The organism is Microcoleus sp. T3_D1 (assembly GCF_036700405.1).
Lineage (GTDB): Bacteria > Cyanobacteriota > Cyanobacteriia > Cyanobacteriales > Microcoleaceae > Microcoleus.
The window spans coordinates 1-14294 of the sequence record NZ_JAUBOV010000070.1; the positions used below are offsets into that span (position 1 = coordinate 1).

Consider the following 14294-nt stretch of genomic DNA (forward strand, 5'->3'; position numbering starts at 1 on the left):
CGTCCTTTTTGGACGGGCGGGACGCCCATCCCACAATAACAATTAAAATTGTAAGTTATTTAATTCGCGATCCTTACTTCAATACTGCCTTCAAGCACAATCCCAATTATATAAAACCTCAGTAAAATCTAATTCTCTGAGTGCTGATTCATCAATAAAAAAGTTACCTATACCAGTGTCTCCCCACATGATATCTACTCTCTCATTGCAATCGGTATCCATTTGCAATAGAAGAATGTCTAGCTTTTGTTTGTGATCGGGGTTACTACTATATTTTCTTACATCCTCTTGCGTAAAATCAGGATAACCACCTATTTTATGACCGACGGCTTGCGATATTTCTAGGTACTCATCCTCTATTTCAGAGTTCATAAATAACTCTTCAATTTCCGAGCCTAAAAGTTCTGTAAATTGGTAGTCATTGGTACTAATCGGCGCATATTTTTTAGTAAATTGCAAGCCGTAACAGCCCTGAACAGGAAAATATTCTGGTTCCGGCAAAAAATCATAATTGGTAATGATGTTTTCAACTCGGAAGTCTGGGTGAGGAAAATAGATTATTTTGAATTGGTCTTCGATTGTATGATTATCTGCATTGGCAGAATTGTCCAAATTTAAACCATATAGGTCATCGTCAGCTATATAGAACTGTAAGATACCCCGATCGGGAAAACCATCTAAAGGCGGTATTTCATCAAAGTTGAGTTGCGCTAGCAAAAATAAATATTTACCGTCACAAGTTTTGGGATATTCAAAGCCTTTAGGTAAATAGGGCAATCCCCCAAATTTACTCTGCCACCAATTAACTTCATCATTATTCTGGGTTTGAATTTCGATGTAAGGTTTAATGGTAGCTTCGATTCTGTCGCGATACTTTTCTAGTTCAGGAGAGAGTGGACATTCTAGTTTGTAGTTCATCTGCTTCTAACACTTTGTTTTGAACGCAATCACTAGGGTGCGCCGAAGCGCACCTTACCTGTAAAACCTCTTCCTAACTTAGCTGCACCACGGGTTTATCCTCTAACAATGTTTGATTTGTCAGCAAATCTTCCACGGTAATTCGCAAAAAGCGCTGTTCGTCAACGCGGAAGAAGATTTTGATGCGATCGCTCCCCGGATACCCAGGCGGCGTCAATTGCGCGATGCTGCGTGCTCCATCTTTATCATTTAGGGGCTGTACCGATGTTTGGCCCGCGAGTTGGCGAGTAATTAGTCTGTCGCCGTCAAAATATATCTCCGTCCCGCCAGTTTCCGCTCCCAATTCGCCGATAATTAATTCTATACTTGGCTGACTTTCTAAAGAAGCTCCCAAGACTAATTCTACGGGTTCGCTCATCGGATAAGACTGGCCGGATTTAATTAAACTGTGCCAACTGTGGCAATTGTCGCGGCGGTTCCAGTAACGAATTCCGTAACTGTGATAGAGAAAATCTTTGATTTCTATGCCTTGACTCAGTTGCAGAGCACCTTGGGCGATCGCCTCAAAGGGTTTGTCGCAGCGAATTTTTGCTGGATCGAAATATTGCTGCACCCAACGCTGCACAGCGGGAATTTGTACAGTACCGCCAACTAGCAAAACTGCGTCGATGTCGCCAATTTCTAAGCCTTGGCGCCGCGCTTGCTGCAATACTTGATTCATGCACTCGTCCAGTTTGTCAAAAAACTGATGTTCACCGAGGATAAATTCAAAACGAGATCGGTCTAATTCTAATTCGTAACTCTCAAAATTTTCGTCATCAAAATAAACCTCAACTGCCTGATTCACTAAAGACAACTGAATCTTTAACCGTTCTGCCAATCTCGTTGTAATCGGAGATTTTGCCAGCCCTTTTGTTTGAACAAAATAGTCAACCAGCCAATTATCAATATCAGAACCGCCTAAATTTTGTCCGGCTTTAGCCAAAACACGGGCAACTTTTGTTTTTTGCGCTGAAGATTCAGCTAATAGCTTTTCGCCCCACTTAAGAATAAAACCGAGGGGCTTTTTGTTGGATGAAGCGTCCAAACGCACCAAAGAAAGATCGAGTGTGCCGCCTCCGAAATCAATGACTAACAGATTTTCGCGATCGGCTAAACCGTAACCCAAAGCAGCCGCCGTAGGTTCGTCCAACATCCGCACCTGTTCTACTTGCAGAGATTGAGACACTTTGCCCAACCAATGGCGGTAAGCTTCAAAACTATCTACCGGCACTGTAAAAATCAAAGAGTCGATCGGCAAAGGCACTTCGCGAATTGAGTTTACAATTTGGCTTAAATACCACTCACCTACTTGTTCAAAAGTAATAAGTTTCCCGTCAAGTTCCGGCACGAAACCCTGAACTGAAGTGCCAATTCCCCGCTTAAAATTGCGAAAAAACCGAGAATCTCCACTCAAATCCCGGCCTTTGTCGCGGACTTGCTGACCGAGTATGACTTTACTTTGAGCAGCGTCCTCAACGTAGAGTAAACTGGGAATTAGGGGCGGATTTTGAGCCGAGATTGCCGACAATCCCGGTAATTTTAAAGTTTCGGGCTGCTGGAGGACTTGATTCCAGCGAGCGACGACGGTGTTGCTAGTTCCAAAGTCAATTGCGATCGTCATTCAGCCAAAATACACAGCTACTAGGGATTAGATTATATTATGGTATTTAGAGCCACAAATACCAACATAATATTATGACTCAATCCACTTTCTTTGAAACCGAGAACGAAGAGCCTGTACAGGGAATTACTCAAATTGCAGTCTGTGGCTACAAGTCTATTTACGAAGAGTGCCAGATTGAAGTGCGATCGCTGACAATTCTAGCCGGTGCCAACAGTTCTGGTAAGTCTAGCATTATGCAGCCGCTATTGCTGATGAAGCAAACGCTAGAAGCCCCTTACGACCCCGGTGGTTTGAAACTTGACGGGCCTAATGTTAAATTTACATCAGCAGAACAGATATTGTCTAAACTGTCTCCCGAAAAATACAGGGATGAGTTTTCTGTCAGGCTGAATATAGATAACGATAATTTTTTGATCAACTTATTTAGAAAGCAGCCAAAGCACGGAATTAAAGTTTTTAGAGCGACTTACTGTATTCCTAATTATAACAGTGGTGAGACTATTACTATATTTCCCGGAATGCAGCATCAAGAATTGGTGAAAATTCTTCCCGAATATTATGCTCAATATTACAATTTATTGTATGATAATATCGAGATAAAATCGGCAGGAGTGAGCGTGAGTAATGTCCGATGTTTTTTAGATTTGCAATTTGGCGACAGTCTGTTTGATTCACCCTATTCGGCAAATTTCTCCAAACATATTCGCCGCATAGTCCACGTTCCGGGGTTGAGAGGCAATCCAGAACGCACCTACAATACCGCAGGAGTTAGCAGTGAATTTCCGGGCCTTTTTGAAAATTATCTTGCTAGTATAGTTAATTACTGGCAAGAAACAAAAGACGATCGACTGAGCGAGTTGGGTCAAGCTTTAGAGTTCTTAGGACTTAACTGGAAAGTTGAAGCCAGACAGATTAATGACGTACAAATTGAACTGCGAGTAGGTCGTTTATCCCGCAGCGGGAGTGCAAGCGATACTGTTAGTATTGCTGATGTTGGCTTGGGAGTATCGCAAACGTTGCCTGTTTTAGTTGCCTTGCTTGTAGCAGAACCAGGACAATTAGTTTACCTAGAACAGCCGGAAATTCACTTGCATCCTCGCGCTCAAGTTGCTTTAGCACAAATCTTAGTTGATTCTGCAAATAGAGGTGTGCGAGTAGTTATAGAAACTCACAGCGAATTGCTGCTTTTAGCAGTTCAATCATTAGTTGCCGAGGGTAAAATATTACCGGATTTAGTAAAACTTCACTGGTTTAAACGGCGCGACGATGGTGTTACAGAAGTCAGCAGTGCCGATTTAGACGAGACGGGAGCTTTTGGAGATTGGCCTGAAGATTTGGGCGATGTTTCTTTGCATCTAGAAAACCGCTATTTGGATGCAGCAGAAGCTGTTTTGTGGAAGCGTTAACATGGCAGATAAAGTTTCTAAACGCCTGGTAATAGATGCTTCTGTTGCGCGTGCTGCTGGTGGAGAAGATGCAATTTATCCCATATCGGTTTACTGTCGGGATTTTCTCGAAGCTGTCTTGGATCTTTCTCACCGAGTTGTGATGACTCCAGATATTAGAGATGAGTGGAACAAACATCAATCAAAATCTGCTCGTATATGGCTGCGCCGGATGGTGGCCAAGAAGAAATTATGTCCCTGCGATATCGCGGTAGATAATGATTTGTGGTGTCAAGTAGAAGCAATAGCCGAGAGCGATAAAGAGCGGGAAGTAATGGTTAAAGATTTGCGGTTGGTGGAAGCTGCGATCGCTACCGATCGCACAGTAATTTCACTTGATAACAAAGTGAGACAAAGTTTTGCTAAAGTAGCAGTAGATGTCGCTCCGCTTAAAGATATTATATGGGTAAATCCCGCCCAAATAGCAGAAAAACCCCTTGATTGGCTGCAAAATGGTGCTGAACATGAAATAGAACGATCGCTCGGATTTCAGAAAGCAGACAACTGAGTAGATTTAGAGTAATTCCGGGTTAGTAGGATCGTCCGTGCGATCGCCATTTTACCAATTTTTAGTTGCCACAAAGGCGCGCCACTTTTATAAGCGGCACAAAACTCCTACCATTTTATATTTTAGATTAAAGAATTGGGAATGACTGACTGCATAAGGGTTTGGATCGCGGGCCTACAGTTGCATTTTTTTTTGAAAGTGGTATCACCTGTCCGCCGCCACAAATTTTTTACCTTTGATATTAATCCAATTTTCAAATAAATCGTGCAAAATGCTGGATATGGGCGATCGCAAAACAGCACTATTGGCTCTAACACTGCTTGTCCCTGCGGCTAGTATTGGTATCATAGCAGCCTTGTATATTACCCCTGGAAGCTGGGGACAAACACTGTCAGTCTTTTGTCAAGTTTGGTTGTTGGTTTTTCCGATCGCGTGGTCTGTTTTTGTCGATCGCAAAAAGCTGCGTTTATCCCTGCCCAAGCGCCAAGAATTGCTGGCTGGATCTATTTGGGGAATATTCATGTTTGCGGTAATTCTGGGTATCTATAGCCTTTTTGGTCAGCACTGGATCGATCCTGTAGTTGCTAAAGAAAAATCGTACCAATTAGGTATTAGCAGCGCTAATATTTACTTAATTGTTGAAGCATATTTTGTGCTAGTTAACTCGCTGATTGAAGAATTTACTTGGCGGTGGTTTGTCTGCAACAAGTGCGAGATTCTCATACCGAGCACAAAAGCAATATTTCTGAGTTCGCTATTTTTCACGCTCCACCACATTTTTGTAATAGCAGCTTACAGCGACTGGCAGGCTGTGCTCTTAGGCTCCTTAGCTGTCTTCGCCGCCGGGATAATTTGGTCGCACTCTTATCTGACTTACCGTTCGCTTTGGTCGAGTTATATCAGCCACGCGATCGCAGATTTGGCCTTGGCAATTATTGGTTGGCAAATCCTCTTTAACTAGCTGCTTTTTCAGCGACTATCGTCGGCAATTATACAGTAAAAATTGACACTTTTCCCAACTCGTTCTCCCGACTAATATCTCCCCGCATCATCTGACAGAATTTCTGGGCGATTGCCAATCCCAAACCCGTACCGCCGTATCGGCGAGTAATAGACTCGTCCGCTTGCCTAAAAGCTTGAAATACTCTCTCAATTTGCTCTGGCTTGATTCCAATTCCAGTATCGCTGACTGTGAAACTAATCCATTCTTCAGCAGCCGGAATATCCTAACTCGGCTATTGACTGATGCTGTGCAATAATCGAACGTTCATATCTTCCCACCGGCAGATGCTTTCCGTTAAGGCATCTGCTTTAAATTCTAGGTTTTGTTTTGCTTGCGATCGCATAATTTTAGCTGCATGAAAACTGGCCAACATATCGCTACAAGCATCGGCGGCCCGGCCCCCAAGATCGCACCGATTGTCATCTGGAATTGCCAACTTAGGAAAAATTATGCTTTCATAACATCCAATTTTTTGTAGGCGAAATCGTTTGATACATACCACGAAGCTGCTGCTACTGCTTAGGAGTTAAGGTTTGCAGGATATAGGGCGATCAACCTTGAGTATTCCTTTGATCTTTATAGGGTCATTTGATAATTTGCTGCTGAAGTTTTGTTACGGTTATTACTTAGACTGGAATTGGCAGGAACGCTACATATACTCTGCCCCGCAGTAGCAGTCTCTTGTGGCAACTTTTTCAGGCGATCGCCTTTTATTAACACATTTAAAACTCAGGCAGCTAATTAAATTTATATCGGTGAAACTCTATGTTCTGTAGCACGATTGGGCAACCTATTTTTTCAAACAGTGGACGCATCAACCAGGTTTTTTCAGGAACATACGACAAGTGAGGGCGAGGGATATCGCTTGAAAAACAGGGTTTCTCCCCTCTTTCGCGCGTCCCAGACGCTGATTCGGGCGATCGCGCCCCTGCAGGTATCTGAGAAAACCACCATCTCTGAATCTTGACCAAATAGGATATTATGTCACGCAATACCGACAGTAGCGTTACCAAAAAATCACAGCCACCGATCGATATTTAGATGTGTTATAGCGATGGGAAAATCACCATTCTCAAGGTAAGAATTTCCCTCTTGAATGCAGTATAAAATTTGGTCAAAGGCGATGTCAATATCCTGCCTATTGTTGTTAATGCTACCTTAATCCCCACATTAAAAGTGGGCTGATATTCGGTTTCCCGTACATCCCTGTTCGTTGGATAGTAAATGATGTTATGTTTAATAGAGGGTGTTGTCTAGCTTGGTGTTTGTCGCGAAAAAAGCTCCTATTTGATGAGGTATCCATCTTCGGGAGGAACTTTCGCCGATCGGTCACTTATCCCTATAGGAACTGTTTCGCGATCGCATCAATCGTTATTATCAATCCAATGACAGTGAAGTTTTGGCAGATAGATGTTGGGGTGTTGCGAACAGTCACTCGGTTGGATTATATGTAAACACCAGGAAAGCGGTAATTAATATTCACCCGCCCCTCTTTCCTTTAGGACTCTAAAATCAGCGCTGGTAGCAGCGTCGTAAGCGAGTCGGAGTCTTCAGCGGGACTTAAAAATGAAAATCACCTTTGTTCTTCCTACTCTGTCTCTGACTGGTGGAATACGAGTAATATCTATTTTCGCAGAACGTTTGAGAAAGCGAGGACACTCCGTGTTCGTCATCTCTGTACCCCACCCCCAACCGAGTATGCGCCAGCAAGTCAAGTCGCTGCTGCGGGGACGCGGTTGGATTTCCCCACCTGAAAACGAACCCTCATTTTTCGATAACTTAGGTGTAGAACAGAAAATTACCGATCACTACCGCCCGGTAGAAGACAAAGATGTACCTGATGCTGACGTAGTAGTTGCAACCTGGTGGGAAACCGCCGAGTGGGTAGCCAAACTCTCTCCCAGCAAAGGAGCCAAAGCTTATTTTATCCAGCACCACGAAGTTTTTGACTATCTACCTCAAGGAAGAGTAGAAGCAACCTGGATGCTGCCCATGCACAAAATTACGATCTCTCAGTGGTTAGTTAACCTAGCTTGGACTAAATATGGCGATGACCAAGTTTCCTTAGCTCCTCCTACCGTGGACACCAAGCAATTTTACGCCTGTCCTCGCAACAAACAATCGGTTCCTACAGTTGGCCTAATGTACTCTACAATCTACTGGAAAGGAACCGACATCGCCCTCAAAGCTTTTTCCCTAGCAGCCGAAAAGATCCCCAACCTGCGTTTGGTTGCCTTCGGTACAGGAGCCCCCTCCTCGGAATTGCCCTTACCGGCCAATGCCGAGTATGTAATTCAACCCGACCAAGACAAAATCAAAGACTATTACAGCAAATGCGATGCTTGGCTGCTGGCGAGCCGCTCAGAAGGCTTCGGCTTGCCCATTATCGAAGCGATGGCGTGTCGCACTCCCGTCATCAGTACCCCCGCAGGCGCTGCTCCTGAAATTTTGAGCGGCGGTACTGGCATACTTGTAAGACCAGAAGATCCCGAAGAAATGGCAAAAGCCATAGAGCGTATCTGTCAGATGCCAAATTCCAAGTGGCAAGCCATGTCCGAAGCCGCCTATGCCAAGGTGAACAATTATACTTGGGATGATGCCGCGGCTCATTTTGAAGCGGCATTGAAAGTTGCTGTAGACAAATCTAAGCAGCGCGAGGTTAACATAGATTCCTTTTCTCCCTATGCCGACCCAGTAGTGGCAAACCCACCAATTCCGGTTTGCTAACTCCAGCCATTTGAAATTCGGCGCTAGCCACTCGCTGTGGGGCGGGATTCTCAGCAGAAACTCAATATCGTTTGGTGGGGTGCTTCTGCCAAAACTAAAATCGCCCATATCCTGTTTTCTACCCAGCAGTCTAGAGACGAATTCTGACTGCAGCGACGAGGGAATACTGGTTATAAATTGATCTGCCAAAATCTGAACCAGAGGGCAACGGAGGTTTTAAGGCTGGCTCCGTTACCGGTTAAACTTGTCTTGTCGTCAAACATCTGCCCATTTGTAATTGGGAAAAGTCCCTGACGACAAAGTAAGATCGGCTTGACTATCAAGTGACGATCCCTCCTGCAGAAAGCCGCACCCCCCACAAAAGGCAAACAGAGGCTGGTAAGTGCGAAGTTTTTGTTATGGAGGAGTTTTAACCAGTATCAATCTTCAGCATCTACTCATGAAAATTACTTTTGTCCTTCCTACCCTTGGTCTTACAGGTGGCATGAGGGTGTTATCTATTTACACAGAACTGCTGCAAAAGCGAGGACACAAAATATTTATCGTCTCTCAACCCCCGTGGCAACCGGCTTTGATCCAACAATTGCGCTCGTTGCTGAGGGGTAGGAGTTGGGAGTCCCCTCCCAAGACACCAAAGTCTCACTTTGATAAAGTGGAGGTCGAAAGTCGAGTTCTCGAAACCAACCGCCCAATTACCGATGTGGACGTACCTGATGCCGATATTGTCATGGCTACTTGGTGGGAAACTGCCGAGTGGGTGGCAAAACTCTCTCCCAGCAAAGGAACGAAAGTATATTTTCTCCAACATTATGAGGCTTTTGACTACCTACCAAAAGGTCGAGTAGAGGCAACTTGGCTGCTGCCGATGCACAAAATCGCTGTGGCCCAGTGGCTGGCCGACATAGCTCGGAATAAATACGGCGATTTGTCTGTATCTCTCGTCCCTCCCAGCGTGGACACCAAACAGTTTTACGACCCCCAGTCGCGAGCGAAGCAGCCGCGAGGCAAGCAATTAGTTCCCACAGTCGGGATGTACTATACTACAACTCCTTGGAAAGGCTGCGCTCTGGCCCTGAAAGCTTTCTCTATAGCTGCTGAAAAAATTCCTAACCTTCGTTTAGTTGCCTTTGGTTCCGGCGATACTCCTCCTCCCAATTTTCTGCCCCCGGGTACTGAGTATAATAAAGCACCTACTCAAGACCAACTAAAAGAATTTTACAGCAAATGCGATGCTTGGCTGTTTGCCAGCAGCTCCGAAGGCTTCGGCTTGCCAATTTTAGAAGCTATGGCTTGCGGCACTCCAGTCATCGGCACTCCTGCTGGTGCGGCTCCGGAACTACTTGCTGGCGGGGGTGGCATACTTGTCAAGCCAGAAGACCCAGAGGATATGGCAAAAGCGATCGAGCAGATTTGTCACTTGCCTGATGCCGAATGGCGCGCAATGTCCGAGACTGCTTTGGAGACGGTAATAAATTATTCTTGGGAGGATGCAACTAATCTCTTCGAGGCGGCACTATACACTGCTTTGGAACGTCAAGCACAATTAACGAACAAGACGTAAAATTGAGGTTGATTGAAAAGATTGGGGTTGGGCGATCGTTTAAGCGAGAATTTTTTTATCGGGCAATTTGAGTTGTCTTTCTACAATTTTACTGCCAAAAAAGACCTATGGTTGCATTAATCCCACTTGCTATGTTCGGCTTTATTCCACTCGTTTTTTACCTGTTTGTGAGGTTTCCGGCTCAGCGGGCGGTAATTATAAGTTTTGTAGCAGCGTGGCTTTTTTTGCCACAAGCTTCTTATCCCATCCCCATATTGCCAGCGTATACCAAAATCTCTGCAGCTTGCTATGGCATTTTGCTGGGGACTCTTATCTACGATACTGCGCGCCTCACATCTTTTAAGCCCGGTTGGCTGGACGTGCCAATGGTAATTTGGTGTTTGTGCCCAATTGTTTCACAAGTTAGTAATGGTGGCAGCCCGATTTCTCCGACTTTCAACCAAATCGTTGCTTGGGGTCTGCCTTATTTTTTAGGACGCTTGTATGTGGGTAGTTTAGACGGGCTGCGACAATTGGCGATCGGGATTTTTGCAGGTGGGTTGGCCTACATGCCTTTTACTTTAATTGAAGGGGTGAGGGGCCCAATTCTGCACCAAATGGTTTACGGCGTAAATGCCTTTGAGGACTGGGGTCAAGCAAGGCGTTTGGGGGGGTGGAGACCGGTAGTATTTATGCAGCACGGTTTGATGGTGGGCCTGTGGATGATGACAGCCGCCTTAATTGCAGTTTGGCTTTGGCAAACTGGGACGCTCAAAAAGTTTATGGGGCGTAACATCAAGACTTTAGCAATTATATTAACTATCGCTTTTTTCCTGTGCCGTTCGACTGGCGCCTACAGTTTATTTGTATTCGCGTTGATCGTATTATTCTCTGCCAAGTGGTTTCGCACCTCTTTGCCCCTACTATTCATAATTGGATATATAGTGTTTTATCTGTACCTAGCTGCATCGGGTCAATTTTCTAGCAAAGACGTGATTGACTTCATCACTCAAATATTTGGCGAAGAACGAGCCGCCTCTCTGAAGTTTAGATTTGACATGGAAGAGATTTTGGGGGAAAAAGCGCGGCAAAGCTTTCTTTTTGGCTGGGGCGATTCCGGCGGAAACCGCGTGTACGACGGGTACGGTAATGATATCTCGGTCACCGACAGCTTATGGATTATTGCATTTGGCACCAACGGTGCAGTCGGTTTAGCTAGTTTATTTTCTTCTTTGTTACTTCCTGTTATCGTCTTTTGCCTGTCCAAGTATCCCGCCAGAACCTGGTCTAATCCCAAAGTAGCACCCGCAGCCGCCCTAGTAGTAGCCTTAACTATGTACGTGTTTGACTGTGTTTTGAACGCTATGACTAACCCGATTTTTGCGATGATTGCTGGAGGAATATCGGGTCTGGTCTTAAAAGCTCCAGAAAGTCTTAAGACCAAGAAAACCACTTCGCCACCAAGAAGACAGTCGCTGGTTCACCAAAAATCAGGATGATTTTCATGAAGGCGAGCCGCTTCACTTGAAGCTTGAAACTATCTTGCATTCCCTGGAGACAAAAACTACCAAATCTACCATTTTTGCATGAAATCAAGTTCGGAAGTTGCGAGATATTTGTCACTCGGTTAAAATTTTAATCTCATACACTCTTTTTTACATTCATTGGCCGTGCTTCAACAAGTATTAGCACGGGATGGCTTTTTTATTAAAACTGTGTTGCGAGTTGTCAACTTAAAAATTGGCTTTATACACTTTTTCTAAAACGAGCTGATTCTTTACACAATCTTTAAAAATCCTGACTGGACAGGTAGGGTGTACGAGGATATACTTAGAAAAGTATATTCACTGAAGCGCCCCAGTAGTGAAAACACGAGCCTGTATTGTGGGTTATAATAGTTTGAGTTGTAGTTTAATATAAAGCGGGAAGGGAATAATACATGAAAACAGTTAATTTATTGAATGTCTCGATAGATAACTTGTCCATAACAGAGTTGTTTGAGAAACTCGACTGCGAAGGTGGTGTCGTATTTACACCCAATGTAGACCACTTGATTAAGTTGCAGTATGACCGCGACTTCTATGAAGCTTACAATACATCTACTTATAGAGTCTGCGACAGTCAAATATTGATGTATGCCTCCAAGTTTTTGGGTACTCCTCTCAAAGAAAAGATTTCGGGTTCTGATTTGTTTCCTGCATTTTATAGGTATCACAAAGATAACGAGAAGATTAAAATATTTTTGCTAGGAGCTGCTGAAGGTATTGCTAGGAAAGCCCAGGAAAAAATTAACCAAAAAATTGGTAGAGAAATAGTGGTTGAAGCACTTTCTCCTTCTTTTGGCTTTGAAAAAAATGAGGAAGAATGTGAAACAATAATTGATGCGATCAATAAATCAGGAGCGACAGTTCTGGCTATAGGAGTGGGAGCGCCCAAGCAAGAGAAGTGGCTGGTTAAATACAGGAGCCAATTAACACACGTCAAAATTTTCTTAGCCGTAGGTGCAACCATTGATTTTGAAGCTGGTTGCAAAGCCAGAGCCCCCAAATGGATGAGCGAAGTCGGCATAGAATGGGCGTACCGACTGTTAAGTGAACCGAGAAGGTTGTGGAAAAGATATTTGATTGAAGGTCTGCCTTTTTTCCGATTAATCTTAGAACAAAAATTAGGGTTTTATAAAATGCCTTTCATGGAGAGCAAAAGCAGCCAGCTAGAATGGAAAGGTGGCTCCTAAAAAGGTGAGCCACAAATCTCTAGCGTAAATTAAGCTGAGTATCGGAGAAAGTGGGCTTGACTTCAAGGTAAGACTGATGCAATCTGTGGATAGTCCGATCGCACTTTCTCTCAAAATAATTCATTTTTGCTTTCAAGTGCAGGTAAAATCGGAAAGAAACCTTTTGTGGAAAATCCTAATTAGGGATGCAACCGATGAATCTGCCTTCTTTCTTGTGGTTGTGGAAAATAGCGGCTTGGTCAATGGGTGTTTCCCTGTTGGCTTACCTGTTGCTGGCCGTTACTGGAACGTGGATGTTTGCCGCTAGGAGTACCAAACAACCGCGCCCAAAATGGCTGCGTCCCTTTCATTTAGCCACTGGTGCGGGGATGGCGACTTTGGTAATTTTACTGCTGGGAATTGGTGTAGTCGGTACCCTAGGATACTACGGCAATTTGGGTCACTCGGCTCATTTACCGGCGGGGTTAGCTGTTGTGGCTTTGGTGTTGGTTTCTGTTGGAAGCGGGCTGCAAATTGGCCCTAAACATCCTTGGGCGCGTCCCCTCCACATCGGCACTAATGTGGCCTTGTTTGGGGGGTTTCTGACTGTGTTGCTGACAGGATGGACGATAGTACAAAAGTATTTGCCGAAAGTTTGAAACCTGTCTATTTGACCTCAAACTATACCAAATGTGCCAGGGAAAACATATATGTAAGGTGCGCCGCAGCGCACCCTAGGTTTAATTTTTTTGCGTGAGTCCGCTTTTTGTGATGAATTCTAAAATATGCTGCGCGGTAATCTGGGGCTTTTCTAAGTGGGGAACGTGCCCGCAGTCGGGTATCCAAATTAGTTGAGAATTTGCGATCGCCCTTGCAAACTTTTCCGCATCCGCCGTCCCCAAAATCCGGTCTTGTTTTCCCCACAAAATCAGCGTCTGCTGCTGAATTTGCGATAATTTTTCCCCAAAACCACCGTAACCGCCGCTTTTGGTAAACGCAATTAAAGCTTGATTCCAGTTGGGCATTTCCAAGTGCAAAGCAGCACAAGTTTGAGCGTCTAGAGAAGCCAAATTTTTATCGAAATAAGCATTGACGCTAATTCGCTGGCGAATTTTGGGATTGCGTAAAAATGAAGTTGCCAGATATCCTAAAGGAGGAATTAAAAACTTTCCCTTATTAGAACTGATGGCAAAACCTGCGCTATCTATTAACACTAATTGTTTCACAGCTTCGGGATAATTGAGAGTAAAATCAATTGCGGCTGCACCTCCCATTGAAGCACCGACTAAGATTACAGGCTGCGAAATTAGCGTTTTCCAAAAATAGTAAAGGTGACTTTCAATTGCCCTCGCGCTGAATGCCAAACCCGCCGATCTTTCTGTAAAGCCGAAACCCAACAAATCAACCGCCCAAGTTTCATTTTCGGCAGCCAGCAGCGGCAAGAGGCGGCGGAATTCAAACAAGGAACTGTCGAAGCCGTGAAGTAGCAAAATCGGTGTGTTGCCGCTGCCTTGCCGCACGTAGGTTGTGGCAATTGGCCCCGAAGATAGGGGAGTTGTAATTGCCTCCCGTTGAATGCTTTGGGCTAAGGCAATTGAGGTAGATTCTGTGAGTTGTGCGATCGATTTTGGCAGAAAACTTGCTGGCATAATTCTTGATAAATTGTGAATCGGTAGGGGCGATGCCACTCTGTCCGCCCTAACATTTAAGTATATATGCTTGCTCGATCGCTATTTTAGGAGTTGGGGCGAGTCATTAAAATTCGATCGATACT

At 44.5% G+C, this 14294-nt stretch carries 13 protein-coding genes; 8 read left to right on the top strand and 5 right to left on the bottom strand.

Features of this window, described 5'->3' with window-relative positions; genetic code table 11:
• Positions 1 to 90: 90 nt before the first annotated feature.
• Together QT992_RS25080 and QT992_RS25085 are read right to left on the bottom strand one after the other, a co-directional pair.
• Positions 91 to 918, bottom strand: coding sequence for a DUF1963 domain-containing protein (locus QT992_RS25080; RefSeq protein ID WP_333339207.1), 828 nt, complete (start codon positions 916 to 918; stop codon positions 91 to 93).
• Between the two features lie 73 nt (positions 919 to 991).
• Positions 992 to 2581, bottom strand: coding sequence for an Hsp70 family protein (locus tag QT992_RS25085; protein ID WP_333339210.1), 1590 nt, complete (start codon positions 2579 to 2581; stop codon positions 992 to 994).
• Between the two features lie 74 nt (positions 2582 to 2655).
• On the opposite strand from QT992_RS25085, the gene QT992_RS25090 reads away from it, so the two are divergent.
• From QT992_RS25090 to QT992_RS25100, 3 genes are all read left to right on the top strand, one after another.
• On the top strand, positions 2656 to 3990 hold the full coding sequence (locus tag QT992_RS25090; protein ID WP_333339212.1) for an AAA family ATPase: 1335 nt from the start codon (positions 2656 to 2658) through the stop codon (positions 3988 to 3990).
• 1 nt (position 3991) lies between these two features.
• Positions 3992 to 4537, top strand: a complete 546-nt coding sequence (locus QT992_RS25095; protein ID WP_333339215.1) for a hypothetical protein — start codon at positions 3992 to 3994, stop codon at positions 4535 to 4537.
• 280 nt (positions 4538 to 4817) lie between these two features.
• Positions 4818 to 5498, top strand: a complete 681-nt coding sequence (locus QT992_RS25100; RefSeq protein WP_333318050.1) for a CPBP family intramembrane glutamic endopeptidase — start codon at positions 4818 to 4820, stop codon at positions 5496 to 5498.
• A gap of 28 nt (positions 5499 to 5526) precedes the next feature.
• On the opposite strand, the gene QT992_RS25105 is transcribed toward QT992_RS25100, so the two are convergent.
• Positions 5527 to 5760, bottom strand: a complete 234-nt coding sequence (locus QT992_RS25105; RefSeq protein WP_333318106.1) for an ATP-binding protein — start codon at positions 5758 to 5760, stop codon at positions 5527 to 5529.
• A 12-nt stretch (positions 5761 to 5772) separates the two neighbouring features.
• Positions 5773 to 6042 (bottom strand): hypothetical protein, encoded by a 270-nt coding sequence (locus QT992_RS25110; protein ID WP_333378006.1) that lies wholly within the window; start codon positions 6040 to 6042, stop codon positions 5773 to 5775.
• Positions 6043 to 7106: 1064 nt separating this feature from the next.
• Between QT992_RS25110 and QT992_RS25115 the strand changes: the two genes are divergently transcribed.
• From QT992_RS25115 to QT992_RS25135, 5 genes are all read left to right on the top strand, one after another.
• The gene (locus QT992_RS25115; protein WP_333318054.1) at positions 7107 to 8267 is read left to right on the top strand and encodes a glycosyltransferase family 4 protein; all 1161 of its coding nucleotides are present in this window, start codon (positions 7107 to 7109) and stop codon (positions 8265 to 8267) included.
• Positions 8268 to 8706: 439 nt separating this feature from the next.
• Positions 8707 to 9828: a glycosyltransferase family 4 protein gene (locus QT992_RS25120; RefSeq protein ID WP_333318056.1), complete on the top strand. Its 1122-nt coding sequence runs from the start codon at positions 8707 to 8709 to the stop codon at positions 9826 to 9828.
• Between the two features lie 107 nt (positions 9829 to 9935).
• Positions 9936 to 11306, top strand: a complete 1371-nt coding sequence (locus QT992_RS25125; protein ID WP_333339223.1) for an O-antigen ligase domain-containing protein — start codon at positions 9936 to 9938, stop codon at positions 11304 to 11306.
• Positions 11307 to 11746: 440 nt separating this feature from the next.
• Positions 11747 to 12541: a WecB/TagA/CpsF family glycosyltransferase gene (locus QT992_RS25130; RefSeq protein WP_333318059.1), complete on the top strand. Its 795-nt coding sequence runs from the start codon at positions 11747 to 11749 to the stop codon at positions 12539 to 12541.
• Between the two features lie 194 nt (positions 12542 to 12735).
• The gene (locus tag QT992_RS25135; RefSeq protein WP_333288570.1) at positions 12736 to 13179 is read left to right on the top strand and encodes a DUF4079 domain-containing protein; all 444 of its coding nucleotides are present in this window, start codon (positions 12736 to 12738) and stop codon (positions 13177 to 13179) included.
• A gap of 81 nt (positions 13180 to 13260) precedes the next feature.
• On the opposite strand, the gene QT992_RS25140 is transcribed toward QT992_RS25135, so the two are convergent.
• Positions 13261 to 14169: an alpha/beta hydrolase gene (locus tag QT992_RS25140; RefSeq protein WP_333318061.1), complete on the bottom strand. Its 909-nt coding sequence runs from the start codon at positions 14167 to 14169 to the stop codon at positions 13261 to 13263.
• Between the last annotated feature and the right edge of the window lie 125 nt (positions 14170 to 14294).

Bases quoted from the DNA above. Each gene is read 5' to 3' on its own strand.
- QT992_RS25080 (WP_333339207.1), bottom strand. From the start codon at position 918: ATGAACTACAAACTAGAATGTCCACTCTCTCCTGAACTAGAAAAGTAT.
- QT992_RS25085 (WP_333339210.1), bottom strand. From the start codon at position 2,581: ATGACGATCGCAATTGACTTTGGAACTAGCAACACCGTCGTCGCTCGC.
- QT992_RS25090 (WP_333339212.1), top strand. From the start codon at position 2,656: ATGACTCAATCCACTTTCTTTGAAACCGAGAACGAAGAGCCTGTACAG.
- QT992_RS25095 (WP_333339215.1), top strand. From the start codon at position 3,992: ATGGCAGATAAAGTTTCTAAACGCCTGGTAATAGATGCTTCTGTTGCG.
- QT992_RS25100 (WP_333318050.1), top strand. From the start codon at position 4,818: ATGGGCGATCGCAAAACAGCACTATTGGCTCTAACACTGCTTGTCCCT.
- QT992_RS25115 (WP_333318054.1), top strand. From the start codon at position 7,107: ATGAAAATCACCTTTGTTCTTCCTACTCTGTCTCTGACTGGTGGAATA.
- QT992_RS25120 (WP_333318056.1), top strand. From the start codon at position 8,707: ATGAAAATTACTTTTGTCCTTCCTACCCTTGGTCTTACAGGTGGCATG.
- QT992_RS25125 (WP_333339223.1), top strand. From the start codon at position 9,936: ATGGTTGCATTAATCCCACTTGCTATGTTCGGCTTTATTCCACTCGTT.
- QT992_RS25130 (WP_333318059.1), top strand. From the start codon at position 11,747: ATGAAAACAGTTAATTTATTGAATGTCTCGATAGATAACTTGTCCATA.
- QT992_RS25135 (WP_333288570.1), top strand. From the start codon at position 12,736: ATGAATCTGCCTTCTTTCTTGTGGTTGTGGAAAATAGCGGCTTGGTCA.
- QT992_RS25140 (WP_333318061.1), bottom strand. From the start codon at position 14,169: ATGCCAGCAAGTTTTCTGCCAAAATCGATCGCACAACTCACAGAATCT.